The following is an 18,875-nucleotide window of genomic DNA, read 5'->3' on the forward strand; positions in this document are numbered from 1 at the left end:
GGCTCCCAGGCGAAAAAATGACCGATTATCTGCTTCTCTTTGTTGGCACTGTGCTGGTGAATAACTTCGTATTAGTGAAGTTTCTCGGCCTTTGTCCTTTTATGGGCGTTTCCAAAAAACTGGAAACGGCAATTGGCATGGGCCTCGCCACGACATTCGTCATCACGCTGGCGTCGATCTGCGCCTGGCTGGTCAATCATCTGATCCTGCTGCCGCTGGATCTGGTCTATCTGCGCACCATGGCGTATATCCTGGTGATCGCGGTTGTCGTGCAGTTCACCGAGATGGTAGTACGTAAGACCAGCCCGTCGCTCTATCGCCTGCTGGGTATTTTTCTGCCGCTAATTACCACCAACTGTGCGGTGCTGGGCGTGCCGCTGCTGAGTGTTAACCTCAACCACACCTTTATGCAGGCTGCGCTGTATGGTTTCAGTGCTTCCATCGGTTTTTCGCTGGTGATGGTCCTGTTCGCCGGTATGCGTGAGCGCCTGGTGCTGGCGAATGTTCCGGCCCCGTTCAAAGGCAACTCCATCGCTCTGATCACTGCGGGCCTGATGGCGCTGGCATTTATGGGCTTCAGCGGTCTGGTGAAATTCTGATGACCGCGATCTGGATTGCTGTTGCCGTATTAAGTGCGCTGAGCCTGGTGTTCGGCGCGCTGCTGGGTTACGCCTCGCGCCGCTTTGAAGTCGAAGAAGATCCTATCGTTGAGCAGATTGATGCCATTCTGCCGCAGAGCCAGTGTGGTCAGTGTGGCTATCCAGGCTGCCGTCCCTATGCGGATGCGGTCGGCAACAACGGCGAAGCGATCAATAAATGCGCGCCAGGCGGCGAGCAGACCATGCTCAAACTGGCTGCGCTGCTTAACGTTGATCCGCAGCCGATTGATGGCGATGAATCGGCGAAAGAGCCGGTGCGCACGGTGGCGTTCATTGACGAAGCCAACTGTATTGGCTGCACCAAATGTATTCAGGCCTGTCCGGTGGATGCGATTGTCGGGGCAACCCGCGCCATGCACACCGTGCTGAGCGATGTCTGTACCGGCTGCGATCTCTGCGTCGCACCCTGCCCGACAGACTGTATTGAAATGCGTCCGGTTGCCACCACACCAGCTAACTGGAAGTGGGATTTGAATACCATTCCTGTACGGGTGATTCCGGTAGATACTCATGCTTAATCTGTTTAACTTCCTGAAAAAAGAGAAGGTCTGGGATTTTCAGGGCGGTATTCATCCGCCGGAAATGAAAACCCAGTCTAACGGTACGCCGCTCAGCGAACTGCCGTTGCCACACCGTTTTATTATCCCGCTGAAACAGCATATCGGACATGAAGGTGAGATCTGCGTTGCGCCTGGCGACAAGGTGTTGCGCGGTCAGCCCCTGACGTTTGGCACGGGCCGTATGCTGCCGGTCCATGCACCCACTTCTGGTGTCATTGATGATATTGGTCAGCATATGACCGCGCATCCTTCGGGTTTGTCAGAACTGTGTATTTTTCTGACGCCCGACGGCGACGACCGCTGGATACCGCTTGATCCTCTGCCTGACTACCGTCAGCATCCGCGCGCCGACATTGTGCAACGTATTCACGACGCCGGCGTTGCGGGCCTGGGTGGCGCGGGCTTCCCTACCGCCACCAAACTCAAAGGCGGCCTGCGCGGGGTGAAAACCCTGATTATTAATGCGGCCGAGTGCGAGCCCTACATCACCGCGGACGATCGTCTGATGCAGGATTACGCCGCCGAAGTGCTGGAAGGCAGTCGCATTCTCGCATGGGTGTTGCAGGCTGAGCGGGTTTTGATTGGTATTGAAGATAATAAACCAGAGGCGATTGCCGCGCTGAAACAGGCATTGGGTAACGAACGCGATCTGCACATTCGCGTCATCCCGACTAAATACCCTTCTGGCGGCGCAAAGCAGCTGACCCGTATTCTGACCGGCATGGAAGTGCCACACGGCGGACGTTCCACCGATATCGGTGTGCTGATGCAAAACGTTGGCACCGCCTGGGCGGTTAAACGCGCCATAATTAATGGTGAGCCGATTACCGAACGTGTCGTGACGCTGACTGGCGAGTCAATTGCCCAGCCGCGTAACGTCTGGAGTCGTCTCGGCACCCCAATCAGCCATCTCTTGCACCATGTCGGTTTTACACCAGCACCGCGTCAGATGGTGATCATGGGCGGCCCGCTGATGGGCTTTACCCTGCCGTCGCTGGATGTGCCGGTGGTGAAGATCACCAACTGTATTCTCGCCCCCTCTCCCAGTGAGATGGGTAACAACGATGAAGAGCAGTCCTGCATTCGCTGTTCCGCCTGCGCCGATGCCTGTCCGGCTAAGCTGCTGCCTCAGCAGCTTTACTGGTTCAGCCAGGGCGGCGATCACGATAAAGCGCGCTCACACCACATTGATGACTGTATTGAATGTGGCGCCTGCGCCTATGTCTGCCCGAGCAATATTCCGCTGGTGCAATATTATCGCCAGGAAAAAGCGGAGCTGCGCGCCATCGATCTGGAAGCGAAACGCACGCTGGAAGCCAAAGCTCGCTTCGAAGCCCGTCAGGCAAGGCTGGAGCGCGAGAAACAGGCCCGTGAAGCGCGTCATGAGGAGGCAAAACAGCGTGTAGCCCGTACCGATACCAGTGAGCTGGCGGCTGCGAAAGCGCGGGTGAAAGCCCGCCAGGCCGCTGAACCGGATGAAGCGACGCTTGAAGCGCAACGTGAAGCCCGTCATGCGCAGGCGCGTCTGCGTCAGGCCGAGGCTCAGGCGGAAACCCAACCGGTAACGCGTCAGACTGTCGATCCGCGCAAAGCAGCGGTTGAAGCGGCCATTGCCCGAGCTAAGGTGAAGAAAGTGTCACCGGTTGATGCGGTGGAGACCGTGGCTGAAGCCAGCGTCGATCCGCGCAAAGCCGCTGTCGAAGCGGCGGTAGCCCGCGCTAAGGCGAAGAAAGCTGCACAGGCTGAAGCCGCGGCTCCGGCTGACACGGCGAACGTTAGTGAAGTCGCGCCAGACGCCGCTGCTGAAACTGACCCGCGCAAAGCTGCGGTGCAGGCCGCCATTGCCCGCGCCAAAGCGAAGAAAGCCGCGCAGGCTGAAGCCGCGACTCCGGCTGACACGGCGAGCTTTTCTGAAGCCGCGCCAGACGCCGCTGCCGAAACTGACCCGCGCAAAGCTGCGGTGCAGGCCGCGATTGCCCGCGCCAAAGCGAAGAAAGCCGCACAGGCTGAAGGCGCGGATGCGACGACTCTGGCTGACACGGTGAGCGTTACTGAAGCCGCGCCAGACGCTCCTGCCGAAACCGACCCGCGCAAAGCTGCCATTCAGGCGGCGATTGCCCGTGCCAAAGCGAAGAAAGCCGCGCAGGCTGAAAATGACGCGGAGACAGCTTCACGCGATGCCGCAGCAGTCGCTACTGCCGCGCATTTTGCGGTGGAGAAAGCTGAAGAGGCGCAGGAGCAGGCAAACAATGCGAATGCTGAACCTGAACAGGCACCTGAACTGAATCAACCCGATGATGCGCGCAAGGCCGCTATTGCTGCCGCCATCGCCCGTGCCAAAGCGCGTAAAGCGCAGTCGTCTAAGACGCTTGAGGATTAAATGGCTTTTCGTATCGCAAGTTCTCCTTACACCCATAACCGCCGCAGCACAGGCAACATCATGCTGCTGGTGGTGCTGGCTGCAGTGCCGGGTTTTGCTGCACAATGTTATTTCTTTGGTTACGGCACCTTTTTGCAGGTCCTGCTTGCGACGCTCACCGCCTGGCTGACCGAGGCGGCCATTCTGCGGCTGCGTAAAGCGCCCGTTGGCAGCACCCTGGCGGATAACTCTGCGTTACTGACTGCTGTGCTGATTGGTATCAGCCTGCCCCCGCTGGCGCCCTGGTGGCTGGTGGTGATCGGTACGCTGTTTGCTGTGGTCATTGCTAAACAGCTTTATGGCGGTCTGGGACAGAACCCGTTTAACCCGGCGATGGTCGGCTATGTGGTGCTGCTGATCTCCTTCCCGGTGCAAATGACCAGCTGGCTGCCGCCTGACACCCTTCAGGCGATCAAACCGGGGCTGATGGACAGTCTTAGCATGGTGTTCAGTGGCCATACGCTGGCGGGCGAAACCATGCAGCAGTTGCAGATGGGAGTGGATGGCATCAGCCAGGCGACGCCGCTTGATACCTTTAAAACCGGTTTACGCGCCGGTCACAGCGCAGAGCATTTGCTGGCCCAGCCGATCTACAGCGGCGTGCTGGCGGGCCTGGGCTGGCAGTGGGTCAATGTCGGATATCTGGTGGGCGGCCTGTTCCTGCTGTGGAAAAGTGCGATTCGCTGGCATATCCCTGCAGCCATGCTGCTGTCACTGGCGTTCTGCGCCACGCTGGGCTGGTTCTTCTCACCGGAATCACTCAACAGTCCGCTGATTCACCTGTTCTCCGGTGCCACCATGCTGGGGGCGTTCTTTATTGCCACCGATCCGGTGACCGCCTCCACCACCAATCGGGGTCGCCTGATCTATGGTGCGCTGATTGGATTGCTGGTCTGGCTGATTCGCAGCTTTGGCGGCTATCCTGATGGCGTGGCATTTGCTGTGCTGTTGGCAAACATCTGCGTGCCGCTCATCGATTACTACACCCAGCCGCGCGTTTACGGCCATCAGAAGGATTAAGCGATGCTGGAGACGATTCGCAAAAATGGTGTGACGCTGGCGATTTTCGCCGCAATTACCACGGCTGCTACTGCAGTAGTTAATACGGTCACTAAACCGACCGTAGAGCATCAGACCCTGCTTCAGCAGAAAAATTTGCTGGATCAGGTGGTGCCTGAAGACCTTTATGACAACAATATTCAGCAGGATTGTTACGTTGTCACAGATGCTGCACTGGGGAATAGCGCCCCGCACCATCTCTTCCTGGCGCGTAAAGGCGGCCAGCCGGTCGCTGCCGCACTGGAGACAACTGCGCCTGACGGCTACTCTGGTGCGATACAGATGCTGGTCGGTGCTGATTTCCAGGGTAAAGTACTGGGCGTGCGGGTGATCGAACACCATGAGACGCCTGGTCTGGGCGATAAGATTGAATTACGCATTTCTGACTGGATCAACAGCTTTAATGGCAAAGTGGTTCATGGTCCGGCGGATAAAGCGTTTGCGGTTAAGAAAGATGGCGGCGACTTCGATCAGTTCACCGGCGCCACCATTACCCCACGCGCGGTGGTCAATGCGACCAAACGCACCGCGCTGTTGATGAAAACGCTTCCGGAGAAACTCTCTTCGTTACCGGCATGTGGAGACGCAAATGAGTGAAGCTAAAAGTCTGCTGGTGGGTGGACTGTGGAAAAACAACTCGGCACTGGTGCAGCTGCTGGGCCTGTGCCCACTGCTGGCGGTTACGGCGACGGCAACGAATGCGCTGGGTTTAGGGCTGGCCACCACGCTGGTGCTGACCCTGACCAACAGTTTTATTTCGGCCTCGCGCCGTTGGGTGCCGTCTGAAATTCGTATCCCGATTTATGTGATGATCATCGCCTCCGTGGTGAGCTGCGTGCAGATGCTGATCAACGCCTACGCCTATGGTCTCTATCAGTCGCTGGGGATTTTTATCCCGCTCATTGTCACCAACTGTATTGTGGTCGGTCGTGCTGAAGCGGTCGCCTCTAAAAGCAGCATCCCGCTTGCCGCGCTGGACGGCTTTGCCATCGGCATGGGCGCGACCTGCGCCATGGTGGTGCTGGGTTCGCTGCGTGAAATTATCGGCAGTGGCACACTGTTTAACGGTGCCGATCAGCTGCTCGGCCCATGGGCGAAATCGCTGCGTATCGAAGTGGTCCATTTCGATTCACCGATGCTGCTGGCAATGCTGCCGCCAGGCGCCTTTATCGGCCTCGGCATGATGCTGGCGGGTAAATACCTGATCGATCAGAAGATGAAACAGCGGGCAGCTCTGCGTGCTCAGGCAGCTGAAAACGCGGCACCTCAGAACGCCGTCGGGAAGCCGGTGTGAACCAGACTAAACGCACCGAGATTCTTCATCGCCTGCAGCAGAACAATCCGCATCCCACCACCGAGCTGAACTTCAGCTCGCCGTTTGAGCTGCTGATTGCGGTACTGCTGTCGGCGCAGGCGACCGATGTCAGCGTCAACAAAGCCACCGCAAAGCTCTATCCGGTGGCGAATACGCCTGCCGCGATGCTGGCGCTGGGTGTGGATGGCGTAAAGGAATACATCAAGACTATCGGCCTGTTTAACAGCAAAGCGGAAAATGTGATTAAGACCTGCCGCATTCTGCTTGAGCAGCACAACGGAGAAGTGCCGGAAGATCGTGCGGCGCTGGAAGCCCTGCCTGGTGTTGGCCGTAAAACGGCCAATGTGGTGCTGAATACCGCCTTTGGCTGGCCGACAATTGCCGTTGATACTCACATCTTCCGCGTCAGCAACCGGACAAAATTTGCGCCGGGTAAGAATGTGGAAGAGGTGGAGCAGAAGCTGCTGAAGGTGGTTCCGGCTGCCTATAAAGTTGACTGCCACCACTGGCTGATTCTGCATGGCCGTTACACCTGCGTGGCGCGCAAGCCCCGTTGCGGCTCATGCCTGATTGAAGACCTCTGCGAGTATCCCGACAAAGTCGAGTGATTCGCCTGACTAACCCGCTGCGGCGGGTTTTTTATTGTCTGGTTGAACCCTCTGTAACCTTCTTTCCAGTCCGGTTCCCCCTTTTCGCCGCACGCTCTGGCTCGTCTGAATACCTCCACTGTTTGTCGGGTTGTTACATTGAGGTTGATGATGGAAAATCGCCGCCCCTGACGATAAGAAAATGTTATGACACGGTGAGTAAAGTAATGATCAAAGGTTCTTCTGCGGAGAGACATCCGCTGCGCCTGTTTCTGGCACGATTCTGGCCACATCCGTTGACAGTAAGTAAAAAGCATGTGGTGATTGCCGGACTGGGTGCGGGCATTGGCCTGGTACTCACCAGTCTGCTGAGTCACTGGATGCTGGGGGAGCTGAATCTGTGGTTTGTTGCCCCGGTGGGTGCTTCGGCCGTTTTACTCTTTGGTCTGCCCGCCAGTCCGCTGGCGCAGCCGTGGGCCATCGTCGGCGGCAACACCCTGTCCGCGCTGGCGGGCGTCACCGTCAGCCAGCTCATCCCCGATCCGGCGATTGCCTGCGGCGTCGCGGCCTGCGTGGCGATCCTGTTGATGTTTCAACTGCGCTGTCTGCATCCACCCGGCGGCGCAGTCGCGCTAACCGCTATTCTGGGCGGACCTTCCGTGGAGCAACTGGGTTATCAGTTTGTCCTTACGCCGATCATGCTTAACTCACTGACACTGGCGCTGCTTGCATTGCTGTTTAATAATCTGGCCGGTCGCCGCTATCCCCACCCACTGGCGCCGCAGGAGGTTAAACCGGAGCCGATCGCGATGCCGGTCTCGCTGACGCGCGCCGATCTGCATCAGGCTTTACAGGACGGTGAACTGCTGGATATTGATGAAGACGATCTGCAGGAATTGCTGCTGCGAGCCGAAGAGATTGCCGGATGCCGTCAGGTTAACGGCTGAAACCTGCCTGTTGTGGCTGTCGGTCCTCCGCTTTTCTCCTTGCGGAGGCGGGGATGCCGACATTGATCGCTGCCACACTTTTGCTTAGCCGCTGCGCCAGCCATATCCAATAACATATTGATAACACAGCCACCCAGGCCGGACGCCCATCGGGTCCTGGGCGAATGCCCATAGAGCTGCCCTTTTGCGCGCCCTACACTTTGCTCTTCTTTACGTTTCTTACGAGGAAGACCGATGGATAGCGCCTTGTCCCCCCAGCAAGATGAGCTGATCGCCTCCGCCATCAAAAAATTCTTCACCCATATCATCCCCATGCTGGTGGTGATGCTGATCATTAACCAGATCGATCGCGCCAATATTGGCTTTATCAAGGCGGAACTGCGTACCGATGCCGGGATCAGCGCGGCGGCTTTTGGTCTGGGTGCGGGCCTGTTTTTTATCGGCTATGCGCTGTTTGAAGTTCCCAGTAATCTGATGATGAAGCGCTTTGGCGCCCGCGTCTGGCTGACACGCATTATGATTACCTGGGGACTGGTGGTGGTCATGACGGGTTTCGTCACCTCACCCATCCAGTTTTACCTGCTGCGTTTTTTACTCGGCGTGGCTGAAGCAGGTTTCTTTCCCGGCGTACTGTTCTATTTCCGTCAGTGGGTCCCGAATGCCTGGCGCGGCCGGGCCACTGCGATGGTGCTGAGTGCAACTGCGGGCGCCTTCCTCTTCTCCGGGCCAATCACTGGCGCCATTCTGATGATGCACGATTTTTCAGGCATTGCCGGCTGGAAATGGGTGATGTTTCTTGAAGGCGGTGCTTCCGTGCTGGTCGGTATTCTCGCCGCATGGGTACTGGTGTCACGCCCCGGCGACGCACGCTGGCTGAGCGATGCGGAGAAACAGGCCCTGATACAGCAGCTGAATAGTGAAGAGGCACAGCGTGACGAGCTTAACCGCGCGCCCGGTAAAATGTCGCTGTTACGTAATCGCAGCCTGCTGTTCTTCTGCGCGATCTTCTTCACCATGACCATGACAGGCTATACCCTGGTGTTCTGGCTACCGCAGATTATTCAGCGTATTCAGGGCTTCAGCAGTTTTGGCATCGGCATTCTCACCGCCGTACCCTGGCTTTGCGCCATTATTGCCATCAACCTGCTGAGTCGCTTTTCAGACCGCCACCGCGACAAACTCGATAAAGCGCTGGGCGTCGCCATGCTGGTCGCGGCCTGCGGCACCTTTATGGCTACGCTGGGTTCTCCATGGTTTGGCTTCCTGGCGATGATCGTGGCCTGTATCGGCTCGAAAGTCAGCGCCACCTTTTTCTGGCCGATGCCGCAGGGAGAACTGCCTGCCTCAATTGTTGCGCCTGGGATTGCGCTGGTGAACTCTGTTGGCAACCTTGGCGGCTTCTTCGCACCGACGGTGTTTGGCTATCTGGAGATGAAGACAGGCTCCACCACCGGCGGTCTCTATGCCCTGACCAGCGTCTCGCTGCTGACCGGGCTGTGGCTGCTGCTGCGCCGCAAGCCCTCCCCGCCTTCCCTTGATCCTATGGAGAATCACAATGTCAGACAGTCCAGTCATTAAAACAATGCGGGTGGTGCCTGTCGCCGGATATGACAGCATGCTGCTGAACATTGGCGGCGCGCACAACTGCTATTTTACCCGCATTCTGGTGATCCTGACCGATTCCGCTGGCCGTACCGGCGTCGGCGAAAGTCCCTGCCACGCCTCAACACTGGCGCTGCTGGCGCGCTTTCGTCCGCAGATTGAGGGCAGCGATCTGCTGCGGCTGAATGCCACCGTCGCGACGCTGTTTGCCAGCGACGCACGACACCAGCAGACCGCGCACACCGACGACATTCATATTCCGCAGATGAATCCCGAGAAGTTTTACAACGCCACCGCAGCCATTGAAGCTGCGCTACTTGACCTGCTGGGCCAGCACCTGAATCTGCCGGTTGCCGAGTTACTTGCCAGCGGCAAGCAGCGCGATCGCGTGCCGGTACTTGGCTATCTGTTCTATATCGCCGACCGTAACCTGACCAGCATGGACTATCAGGCGGGCCACGCTGGTGGTGATGCCTGGCTGCAACTGCGTCATGAGAAAGCGATGGATGCGGATAGCGTGGTGCGGCTGGCGGAGGCGGCAGCCGATCGCTATGGCTTCCGGGATTTTAAACTGAAGGGCGGCGTTCATCATGCCGAAGTGGAAGTGGAGACGGTTAACGCCCTGCTGACACGTTTTCCTCAGGCACGGGTAACGGTTGATCCCAATGCCAGCTGGTCGCTGGATGAGGCCATTTATTATGGTAAACAGCTGGCGGGCCGGATTCCCTATCTGGAAGATCCCTGCGGCGCGGAGCAGGGCTATTCCGGCAGGGAAACGCTGGCGGAGTTTAAGCGAGCCACGGGTATTCCGGTCGCCACCAATATGATCGCCAATGACTGGCGACAGTTGCAGCATGCCTTACAGCTTAATGCCATCGACATCCCCCTGGCCGACCCGCATTTCTGGACGATGCGTAATGCACATACCGTGGCGCAGTTGTGCCATGAATGGGGCCTGACAACCGGCTGCCACTCAAACAACCATTTTGATGTATCACTGGCAATGGTGGCGCATCTGGGAGCCGCGGCACCGGGCGACAGACTGACTGCGTTTGATACCCACTGGATCTGGCAGGATGGTCAGCAGCTGACGCAGCATGCGCCGCAGATTCGGGATGGCTTTCTGGAACTGCCTGAGGGGCCAGGATTGGGTATTACCCTGGACATGGCGCGGGTCGAAGCTGCCCATGAACTCTACCATTCGCTACCTGATAAAAACCGAAACGACGCGTTGGGCATGCAGTTTCTGATTGATAACTGGACGTTCAACGCGAAACGACCGGCCCTGTTGCGCTGATGACCGCCATCCTGTGACAGTGTCACAGGATGGCTTTGTTTAGCGTTGCGCCAGTGCCGCCTGCATCCATGCAATCACCAGCGGAGAGTCTTTTTCCTGCAGTGCCGCGCGCTCAGACTGGAACAGCGTAGCCACATAGAAAGGATGATCCGGTAACTCCACGCCGCGAACGTCACCGGCATCATCCCTGGCGGTAATGCGCAGCGTATTATCGCCCAGCGCGTCACTGAATTCCGGGTTAACGCCAAAGTTACAGTGGTAGCCCTCGTCGCTCTCCAGCGTCCCGTAAGCCAGAGCAATACGGGAACCCGCTTCAAACCTCACCTTGCCACGCTGCTCCACCAAAGAGCAACTCAGCGGGGCAATGACCATCCGTCCGCCGGTATCCGTTTCAGCATGACGGGCATCGTGCCAGCCCAGGACGTTGCGCGCATACTCGATCACCGCATACTGGAATCCCCCACAGGAACCCAGGAAAGGTTTACCGCTCTCCCGCGCCCAGCGTAGGGTTTCAAATACGCCATTATCGTTGCGGTAAGGACTGCCAGGAACAACCCAGACCGCATCACTGCGCGTCAGGTCTGTCTGTTCGAGGTGGTCAGTAGCGATCCAGTTCGTTTCAACGATAAGATTTAGCCGACGTGAAGCACGTTCAATAGCAAGGGGGATAGCCTGATGGGCAACCGCATCGGCGCGGTAGTCACCGACGAGAGATAAATGCAGTGGAGACGACATGAACAGATCCTTCCTGGAGAAATTGAGAGGTTACAGTAATGTTAATTTTCTGTCGAGGGTGACATTGCGCTTCCGCGTATTGATAAGATTTTAATATGACTGCGCGGTTTTTCACCGGCGGTCTGAGGTCATTTTAACTTCCTGCTGGCCGCCCCATGACCTCCACTTCCCCTCCCGATCTCACGACGCAATCGGTTTCTTTTTTTGCTTTCTGAAATAAATCATCTGATTGTGCGCCGGATCGCCTTTTGACTCTTTTTTCGCCAGTGCCGGGCAGGTAATGTCTGATAATTCGTCAGATTGACTGTGATTCAGCCAGTAACCTGTCATTAGCACTGTCTGATTATTATTCAACAACCGATTTATCTGGTTAGCTTCGATTTAGCAGTTAATATCATTACTCGCTAGTGCAAGGTGCTCATTCAGAGTATCTGTACTAATATTTTTTGCTGCTTCAACATTTAAAACCAATTAACGATTTGTTATAAGTTTTTTAACCCAACATCCCTGGATTCAACGGGTTGCCAGAAAATTCTTGCCCTGACGCCCGTAATCAGCCAAATTAGTCGCCGCTTTTCCCTTCTAATAACAATCTTGCGCATGGAAAACTCACATGACGCGGACTTAATTCCTGTCCCGAAACAGGGTATGAAAAAACTGAGGTACATGTGTCAACTGCAAACAAACACACTGATGAGGCTGTCAGTCTCAATGCGTTTAAACAGCCGAAGGCGTTCTATTTAATCTTCTCGATCGAATTATGGGAACGTTTTGGATTCTATGGCCTGCAGGCCATTATGGCGGTTTACCTGGTGAAGCAACTGGGATTGTCTGAATCAGACTCCATTACCCTGTTCTCTTCATTCAGTGCGCTGGTTTATGGGCTGGTCGCGATTGGCGGCTGGCTCGGTGATAAAGTGCTGGGCACCAAACGCGTCATCGTGTTGGGCGTGCTGGTGCTGGCATTGGGTTATGCGCTGGTCGCGTTCTCCGGTCATAACGTCAGCATTGTCTATATTGGCATGGCGACCATCGCGGTTGGTAGCGGCCTGTTCAAGGCAAACCCCTCTTCGCTGCTCTCGACCTGTTACGACAAAGATGATCCGCGTCTCGACGGTGCGTTCACCATGTTCTATATGTCGATCAACATCGGTTCCCTGTTTTCGATGATGCTGACACCGTGGTTAGCCGCGAAATATGGCTACAGCGTCGCCTTCTCACTGTGCGTCATTGGCCTGGTTATTACCCTGTTTAACTTCCTGTTCTGTAAACATATGGTCAAGGATTACGGCTCTAAGCCAGACTTTGCGCCGTTGCAGATCGGTAAACTGCTGATGACTCTTATGGGCGTCGTTGTGCTGATCGCGCTGGCCAACTGGATGCTGCATCATCAGGTTATTGCACGACTGGTGCTGGCGGTGATTGCGCTGGGTATTTTGCTGGTGTTTGCCAAAGAAGCCTTTGCGCTGCACGGCGCGGCGCGTCGTAAGATGATTGTGGCCTTCCTGCTGATGGTCGAAGCGATTCTGTTCTTCGTCCTCTATATGCAGATGCCAACATCGCTCAACTTCTTCGCTATCCGTAACGTTGAACACACCATTCTTGGTATTACGTTTGCGCCAGAGCAGTTCCAGGCACTGAACCCGTTCTGGATCATGCTGGCCAGTCCGCTGCTGGCGGCGCTCTATAACAAGCTGGGCGATAAACTGCCCATGCCGCACAAGTTTGCCTTTGGTATGGTGCTCTGCTCCGCTGCGTTCCTGGTGCTGCCGGTGGGTGCAAAGTTCGCCAGTGATGCAGGCATCGTTTCTGTAAACTGGCTGATCCTGAGCTATGCGCTGCAGAGTATTGGTGAGCTGATGATCTCCGGCCTCGGCCTGGCGATGGTCGCGCAGCTCGTGCCACAGCGCCTGATGGGCTTCATTATGGGTTCCTGGTTCCTGACCACGGCAGGTGCAGCTGTGATTGCAGGTAAAGTAGCAAACCTGATGGCCGTGCCTGAAAACGTAACCGATCCGCTGATTTCGCTGGCAACCTACAGTCGCGTATTCCAGCAGATTGGTATCGTGACGGCGGTGATTGCTCTGCTGATGCTGATTACGGCGCCGTTGCTGAACCGCATGACACAGGCGCAGGATAGCGACGCCAGATCAAACGATGTGAAAGCGTAATCGCTGCCACGTGACAAATCAGCCGGGCTCTGCCCGGCTTTTTTATGCCTCACACTTCCCCCTTAACAGATCCCTGATCCTTATCACTGGTAATTCCATCCTGAGTCTTTACTATGCTGTGATCCCACTGCAACAAGGAGTACATGGTCATGAAACTGTTTTGCAAAGCAGGAGCCTGCTCTCTCTCTCCCCACATTGTTATGCGCGAATGCGGGCTGGACTTCACGCAGGTGAATGTTGATCTGGCAACCAAACTCACCGAACGGGGCGACGATTTTCGCCAAATCAACCCTAAAGGTCAGGTGCCCGCGCTGCAGCTCAGCGATGGTACCGTGCTGACGGAAGGCGCCGCGATTGTACAGTATCTGGCAGACCTCAAACCCGATCGCCATCTTCTGGCGCCGGTTGGCAGCCTGACGCGTTATCACACTCTGGAGTGGCTGAGCTACATCGGCAGCGAGCTGCACAAAAGCTTTGGGCCGCTGTTTCGCCCCGGATACTCCGATGAGGTGAAAGCGCAGACCCGCAACCAGCTGGAAGCGAAATTCCGCTATGTCGATGAGTCATTACGTGACAGGCAGTGGCTGATCGGGATGCATTTCAGCGTCGCGGATGCTTATCTGTTTGTGGTGACGCGCTGGGCAAAAGCGCTGGGGCTGGATTTGTCCGGCTTTACGGCACTTGGGGCATGGTTTGATCGTGTCGCGGAACGTCCTGCGGTGCAGGCGGCGCTGAAAGCGGAAGGCTTAGCCTGAGAGAACAGGGCCGGTTAACCGGCCCTGATGCGTTACAGCTTTTCTGCCGTGAAGTGCTGCGTCGGACGGGCAATGGCATCCTGTGCCGCCACCAGCTGCAGCTCATACTCGCCCATCTCATGAGTTTTCAGCATCACCTCATACACCGCTGCAGTGACGTGCTCCAGCGCATCCTGCAGTGATTTGCCGTGCAGCAGATTAACCAGCAGCAAACCACTGGTAAGATCGCCCACGCCGACGGGCTGACGGACACCGAAATCGACCAGCGGACGGCTGATGTGCCACGCGTCTTCTGCTGTTACCAGCAGCATCTCAAAACGGTCGCTGCGACGCCCTGCGCGTGCCAGATGCTTCACCAGCACCACACGTGGTCCCTGGGCAATCAGTGCCCGCGCAGCGTCTACCGCCGCGTCGACGTCAGTGATTGTACGTTCACTTAGCATCTCCAGCTCAAGCAGGTTCGGGGCGATAATGTCGCTGGCTGGCATCGCCATCTTGCAGTGGAACTCCGCCACACCCGGTGCCACGATGCAGCCTTTTTCCGGATGACCCATCACCGGGTCGCAGAAATACCAGGCCTGTGGGTTAGCCGCTTTGACCTGACGAACAATCTGCAGAATCTGCTCGCCCTGCTCCGCCGAGCCCAGATAACCGCTCAGCACCGCGTCACAGGTCTTCAGGCGGTCGATATCCGCAATGCCTTTAACGATGTCGGTTAAATGCGTTGCAGGCATGACCGTGCCGGTCCAGTGGCCATACTGCGTATGGTTGGAAAACTGCACGGTGTTCAGCGGCCAGACGTTTGCACCCAGGCGACGCATCGGAAATTCAGCTGCCGCGTTACCTGCATGACCAAATACAACGTGCGACTGAATCGCTAAGATATTTTTCACTAGTTTGCCCTGTCCTGCCTTGCCATAAAAAAGGGCCGGAAACCGGCCCTAAATCTTACTGCCAGTTAATCAGGCAGTAATGTTTCTTACCGCGACGCAGCAGCGTGTAGCGGTTAAACAGTTTGTCGCTGTCGCTGAAGCGGTATTCCGCATCGGACTGTTTTTCACCGTTCAGCGAGACGGCATTCGAACCGATCATGGTGCGAGCCTGGCCGCGAGACGGCACGAGCTCCGCTTTCACCAGCGCCTGCTGCAGGTCATCGTCTGCGCCCAGCGCGATAGTTGGCATACCATCCTGCGCCAGTTGCTCAAAGTCAGCTTCCGTCATTTCGCTTACAGAACCGGAGAAGAGGCTGGCGGTGATGCGTTTCGCCGCCGTCAGGCCCGCTTCGCCATGCACCAGACGCGTGACCTGCTCAGCCAGCACATACTGCGCGCGTGGCGCGGTACCGCTGTTTTTGTCCTCTTCTTCCAGCGCGTTGATCTCTTCTATGCTCAGGAAGGTGAAGAACTTCAGGAAACGATAGACGTCAGCATCCGCGGTGTTGATCCAGAACTGATAGAACTTGTACGGACTGGTTTTCTTCGCATCCAGCCAGACTGCGCCGCCTTCCGTTTTACCGAATTTGGTGCCGTCAGACTTGGTGATCAGCGGAACGGTCAGGCCAAAGACCTGGTTCTGATGCAGACGACGGGTCAGATCGATACCAGAGGTGATGTTACCCCACTGATCGGAGCCGCCGATCTGCAGCGATACGCCGTGCAGTTCATTCAGGCAGGCAAAGTCATAACCCTGCAGCAGATTGTAGGAGAACTCGGTAAAGGAGATGCCCTGATCGTCACGGTTCAAACGCTGCTTCACTGCTTCTTTGTTAATCATCTGGTTAACAGAGAAGTGCTTGCCGATATCACGCAGGAAGGTCAGCACGTTCATGCTGCCGAACCAGTCGTAGTTGTTGGCGGCGATGGCGCTGTTGCTGCCGCAATCGAAGTCGAGGAATGGCGCCACCTGCTGGCGGATCTTTTCAACCCATTCGTTGACGGTGTCACTGGTATTAAGTTTACGCTCTGCGGCTTTAAAGCTTGGATCGCCAATCAGGCCGGTTGCACCCCCGACCAGGGCTACCGGCTTGTGGCCGGCATCCTGAAAACGCTTCAGGCAGAGCAGCGGTACCAGATGACCCAAATGCAAGCTGTCAGCAGTGGGGTCGAAGCCGCAATAGAGCGAAATTGGCCCCTGTGCCAGTTTCTCTGTTAACGCGGCTTCATCCGTCACCTGGGCGATAAGGCCCCTCTCCTGCAATTGTTGTATCAGGTTACTGCTGGTCATTACTGACTCCAAATTGATCAGACTGCACCTATGCTGGTACACAGCTTTCCGCTGACTTGCGGAATCGAAAAAAATCAGGGCTATAGCATAAAGCGCTGGCGCTTTCTGTGCCAGCGCTGATAGGGAGAAATCGTGCAGATTCAGGGAGCCAGACGGTCGATTTTCCAGCCGTCATTGTCGCGCTGGTAGATGAAACGATCGTGCAGACGATGTTCGCCCCCCTGCCAGAACTCCATTGTGTGAAATTTCACCCGGTAACCGCCCCAGAAGCTGGGCAGCGGCACCTCGCCCTGCTGAAACTTCTGTTTAAGCTCAAGGAACTTCCCTTCCAGAATCCCGCGCGCCGAAATCCGGCTCGACTGCTTCGATACCCAGGCACCAATCTGACTGTCACGCGGGCGGCTGTGGAAATATTTCAGCACCTCCAGCGGCGACAGTTTTTCCACTTCGCCCAGCACCATCACCTGACGTTCCAGAAAGTGCCACGGGAAGTGCAGGCAAATGCGCGGATTGTGCGCCAGCTGTAACGCCTTACGGCTGCCGAGGTTGGTGTAAAACACCATGCCCTGCGCATCAAAGTGTTTCAGCAGCACAATACGCTGCCACGGCTGACCCTGCTCATCCACGGTGGCCACGGTCATGGCAGTAGGATCGGGCAGTTTTGCCTCACAGGCCTGGCTCAGCCACTGTTCAAACAGCGCGATCGGATTGTCCGGCAGATCCTTGCGACGCAATCCGCCGCGGGTATATTCACGCCGCAGATGGGCAATGGTGTGTAGCGTTTCGCTGTCGCTCATTAATGCTCGCCTATTCAGAGATAAAGTCAGCTGGCAGGTTGCAGCTCACAATCATTCACGACAATTTTATCGTTACGTTCGATAAATGCGCCGTTTCCTTTGGACCAGAAAACATAGGTGTCATCGCTGTAGCGCGCGCCGGAGGCGGAGACGGTCTGCTTCAACGTTAAAGGCTTGCCATCCATAATGAAACTTACCTGCTCCTGCGCCTCGTCCAGCGTCACGGTCAGGGGCATTGTTCCGCAGCGATAATGCAGGGTCTGTGGCGATGCCGGCTGTTTATGCATCAGGCTACAGCCTGACAATAGCAGCACCGCGACAACGGTTAATCCTTTCAACATAAGCGGGTCTCCTTCACGAGTGAAGCTGGCATTATAAGAAGGATTTGTCGCGAAGTAAGTGGGAATCCGCGCCAATCTGGAGGATGCTGTCAGCCAGGCTGAATTATTGCGCCTTTTCAGACGGTTGTCTGAATGCACAGGCCGTGTTATCAGGCTACGCTCTATAGATCTTAAGCGAGGAAGACAAACATGAAATTTGATAACGAAGATGCATTTAAGCTGGCCGTGGCGTTTATGAACCATAAAGAGAATGCCACCATCGCCAGCAGCTACTTTAAAACCTTTATCGACACCTACCAGAAGTTTGACCGCTGGCTGAGCGCATCTGACCCGGTCAGCGCCATGAAAGCGGAAAAAGCGGCCGCCAAAGCGGGCGAAGACTCTATTCTCTGATCCTTTTTCACGGGTCCGATAGCCCTTCAGGCGTCGGACCCGCGAATAGCGCCAGGTGCCGCCATCGATGTGGCATCCTGCATGCGATTCTTCCGCGTTAACGGAATTATCTGCGCTCTCTATTTCCCGCTTTTGCTCCGTTTTTTATTTCGATGCGGTCAGGGCTCAGCTGAAACGCATAAACAGCCGCATGCATTTGCAATAAATGCTATTCGCCGGCGCCATGCCTGCTAATTAACGCAATACACTCTGTTTTTGTATAAAAAACAGGCATCGACGCGCGACAGAGCCAGCAAAATTTATAAAGCCGTCTATGCTGTAAACGTCTGGATATACTTCATGGAGCAGAAAAATGAAAATGAAAACCCTGTCAGCCATCGCGCTGCTGGCACTCTCTTTAGGTACACTTGCAGGTTGCGCCTCGAATCAGTCTATTAAGACGACCGATGGCCGCACGATTGTGACTGACGGCAAACCGCAGATTGATTCAGATACCGGTCTTGTTTCTTACCGTGATGCTCAGACAGGAAAAACTGAGCAGATCAATCGTAATGAAATCAGTAATATGAGCGAACTCGACAACTAATATAAGGTGAAGACGATGAAAAAAGCGCTGATTTTACCTCTCGCCGCATTGATTGGTATGACCGTATTAACTGGCTGCACCCGTACCAGTTATGCGATTCAGACTAACGATGGACGCACCATTATTAGTGATGGCAAGCCTTCTGAATCGGACGCTGGCCTGCTGGCCTATACCGATGCCAATGGTGTGAAGCAGCAGATTAATAAAGCAGACGTTAAAGCCGTCTCTGAAGTTCCGCACAAATAATCGCAATGCTGTTCTCGCGTTAATAAAGTCGCTTAAGAGCGGCTTTATTTTTGCCTTTTTTTCGCCTTTTACCTGATATAGCCCCACTCTCAGAGCGGGCTTTTTTAAAGCAGAAATATCCGATGCGATATGGCAATAATATTGCAAAGCATTATAAGGAACTGTGCAATTTATCGTTTATAC

At 55.7% G+C, this 18,875-nt stretch carries 20 protein-coding genes; 15 read left to right on the forward strand and 5 right to left on the reverse strand.

Annotated elements, in window-relative coordinates; genetic code table 11:
* Positions 1 to 17: 17 nt before the first annotated feature.
* From rsxA to NP77_RS12295, 10 genes are all read left to right on the forward strand, one after another.
* The gene (rsxA, locus tag NP77_RS12250) at positions 18 to 599 is read left to right on the forward strand and encodes an electron transport complex subunit RsxA (RefSeq protein WP_003853423.1); all 582 of its coding nucleotides are present in this window, start codon (positions 18 to 20) and stop codon (positions 597 to 599) included.
* Positions 599 to 1,177 carry an electron transport complex subunit RsxB gene (rsxB, locus tag NP77_RS12255; protein WP_008926226.1) on the forward strand — a complete coding sequence of 193 codons (579 nt, stop codon included), beginning with the start codon at positions 599 to 601 and terminating at the stop codon, positions 1,175 to 1,177. Before rsxA ends, rsxB begins: the two co-directional genes overlap by 1 nt.
* The gene (gene rsxC / locus NP77_RS12260; protein WP_039660305.1) at positions 1,170 to 3,599 is read left to right on the forward strand and encodes an electron transport complex subunit RsxC; all 2,430 of its coding nucleotides are present in this window, start codon (positions 1,170 to 1,172) and stop codon (positions 3,597 to 3,599) included. Before rsxB ends, rsxC begins: the two co-directional genes overlap by 8 nt.
* Positions 3,600 to 4,658 (forward strand): electron transport complex subunit RsxD, encoded by a 1,059-nt coding sequence (gene rsxD / locus NP77_RS12265; protein ID WP_039660307.1) that lies wholly within the window; start codon positions 3,600 to 3,602, stop codon positions 4,656 to 4,658.
* 3 nt (positions 4,659 to 4,661) lie between these two features.
* Positions 4,662 to 5,294: an electron transport complex subunit RsxG gene (gene rsxG / locus NP77_RS12270; protein ID WP_003849005.1), complete on the forward strand. Its 633-nt coding sequence runs from the start codon at positions 4,662 to 4,664 to the stop codon at positions 5,292 to 5,294.
* A complete protein-coding gene (locus NP77_RS12275; RefSeq protein ID WP_003849003.1) occupies positions 5,287 to 5,991 on the forward strand; it encodes an electron transport complex subunit E in 705 nt (234 codons plus the stop codon). Before rsxG ends, NP77_RS12275 begins: the two co-directional genes overlap by 8 nt.
* Positions 5,988 to 6,620 (forward strand): endonuclease III, encoded by a 633-nt coding sequence (gene nth / locus NP77_RS12280; RefSeq protein WP_003849001.1) that lies wholly within the window; start codon positions 5,988 to 5,990, stop codon positions 6,618 to 6,620. Before NP77_RS12275 ends, nth begins: the two co-directional genes overlap by 4 nt.
* 206 nt (positions 6,621 to 6,826) lie before the next feature.
* A complete protein-coding gene (locus NP77_RS12285; RefSeq protein ID WP_039660309.1) occupies positions 6,827 to 7,546 on the forward strand; it encodes an HPP family protein in 720 nt (239 codons plus the stop codon).
* A 234-nt stretch (positions 7,547 to 7,780) separates the two neighbouring features.
* Positions 7,781 to 9,124 (forward strand): MFS transporter, encoded by a 1,344-nt coding sequence (locus NP77_RS12290; RefSeq protein WP_003848999.1) that lies wholly within the window; start codon positions 7,781 to 7,783, stop codon positions 9,122 to 9,124.
* Complete coding sequence (locus NP77_RS12295; protein ID WP_008926222.1) at positions 9,102 to 10,445, forward strand: enolase C-terminal domain-like protein; 1,344 nt, start codon at positions 9,102 to 9,104, stop codon at positions 10,443 to 10,445. The genes NP77_RS12290 and NP77_RS12295 overlap by 23 nt, the downstream gene beginning before the upstream one ends.
* A gap of 39 nt (positions 10,446 to 10,484) precedes the next feature.
* On the opposite strand, the gene NP77_RS12300 is transcribed toward NP77_RS12295, so the two are convergent.
* Positions 10,485 to 11,180, reverse strand: coding sequence for a CTP synthase (locus NP77_RS12300; protein WP_039660311.1), 696 nt, complete (start codon positions 11,178 to 11,180; stop codon positions 10,485 to 10,487).
* A 668-nt stretch (positions 11,181 to 11,848) separates the two neighbouring features.
* On the opposite strand from NP77_RS12300, the gene dtpA reads away from it, so the two are divergent.
* Together dtpA and gstA are read left to right on the forward strand one after the other, a co-directional pair.
* Positions 11,849 to 13,351: a dipeptide/tripeptide permease DtpA gene (gene dtpA / locus NP77_RS12305; RefSeq protein WP_008926221.1), complete on the forward strand. Its 1,503-nt coding sequence runs from the start codon at positions 11,849 to 11,851 to the stop codon at positions 13,349 to 13,351.
* 149 nt (positions 13,352 to 13,500) lie between these two features.
* Positions 13,501 to 14,106, forward strand: a complete 606-nt coding sequence (gene gstA, locus NP77_RS12310) for a glutathione transferase GstA (protein ID WP_039660313.1) — start codon at positions 13,501 to 13,503, stop codon at positions 14,104 to 14,106.
* A gap of 32 nt (positions 14,107 to 14,138) precedes the next feature.
* On the opposite strand, the gene pdxY is transcribed toward gstA, so the two are convergent.
* From pdxY to NP77_RS12330, 4 genes are all read right to left on the reverse strand, one after another.
* Entirely contained in the window at positions 14,139 to 14,999 is an 861-nt protein-coding gene (gene pdxY, locus NP77_RS12315; protein ID WP_003848993.1) for a pyridoxal kinase PdxY, read from the reverse strand.
* 55 nt (positions 15,000 to 15,054) lie between these two features.
* Entirely contained in the window at positions 15,055 to 16,329 is a 1,275-nt protein-coding gene (tyrS, locus tag NP77_RS12320) for a tyrosine--tRNA ligase (protein WP_008926220.1), read from the reverse strand.
* A gap of 140 nt (positions 16,330 to 16,469) precedes the next feature.
* Positions 16,470 to 17,126: a pyridoxamine 5'-phosphate oxidase gene (gene pdxH, locus NP77_RS12325; RefSeq protein WP_003848991.1), complete on the reverse strand. Its 657-nt coding sequence runs from the start codon at positions 17,124 to 17,126 to the stop codon at positions 16,470 to 16,472.
* A 26-nt stretch (positions 17,127 to 17,152) separates the two neighbouring features.
* The gene (locus NP77_RS12330) at positions 17,153 to 17,467 is read right to left on the reverse strand and encodes an MliC family protein (protein WP_003848990.1); all 315 of its coding nucleotides are present in this window, start codon (positions 17,465 to 17,467) and stop codon (positions 17,153 to 17,155) included.
* Between the two features lie 189 nt (positions 17,468 to 17,656).
* Between NP77_RS12330 and NP77_RS12335 the strand changes: the two genes are divergently transcribed.
* The 3 genes from NP77_RS12335 (at position 17,657) to NP77_RS12345 (ending at position 18,692) form a co-directional block, all read left to right on the forward strand.
* Entirely contained in the window at positions 17,657 to 17,860 is a 204-nt protein-coding gene (locus NP77_RS12335; RefSeq protein ID WP_003848989.1) for a hypothetical protein, read from the forward strand.
* Between the two features lie 352 nt (positions 17,861 to 18,212).
* Positions 18,213 to 18,446, forward strand: a complete 234-nt coding sequence (locus tag NP77_RS12340; protein ID WP_003848987.1) for a YgdI/YgdR family lipoprotein — start codon at positions 18,213 to 18,215, stop codon at positions 18,444 to 18,446.
* A gap of 15 nt (positions 18,447 to 18,461) precedes the next feature.
* Complete coding sequence (locus NP77_RS12345) at positions 18,462 to 18,692, forward strand: YgdI/YgdR family lipoprotein (protein WP_003848985.1); 231 nt, start codon at positions 18,462 to 18,464, stop codon at positions 18,690 to 18,692.
* Positions 18,693 to 18,875: the final 183 nt, after the last annotated feature.

It is taken from the genome of Pantoea sp. MBLJ3 (assembly GCF_000816655.1).
Classification (GTDB): Bacteria; Pseudomonadota; Gammaproteobacteria; order Enterobacterales; family Enterobacteriaceae; genus Pantoea; species Pantoea eucalypti.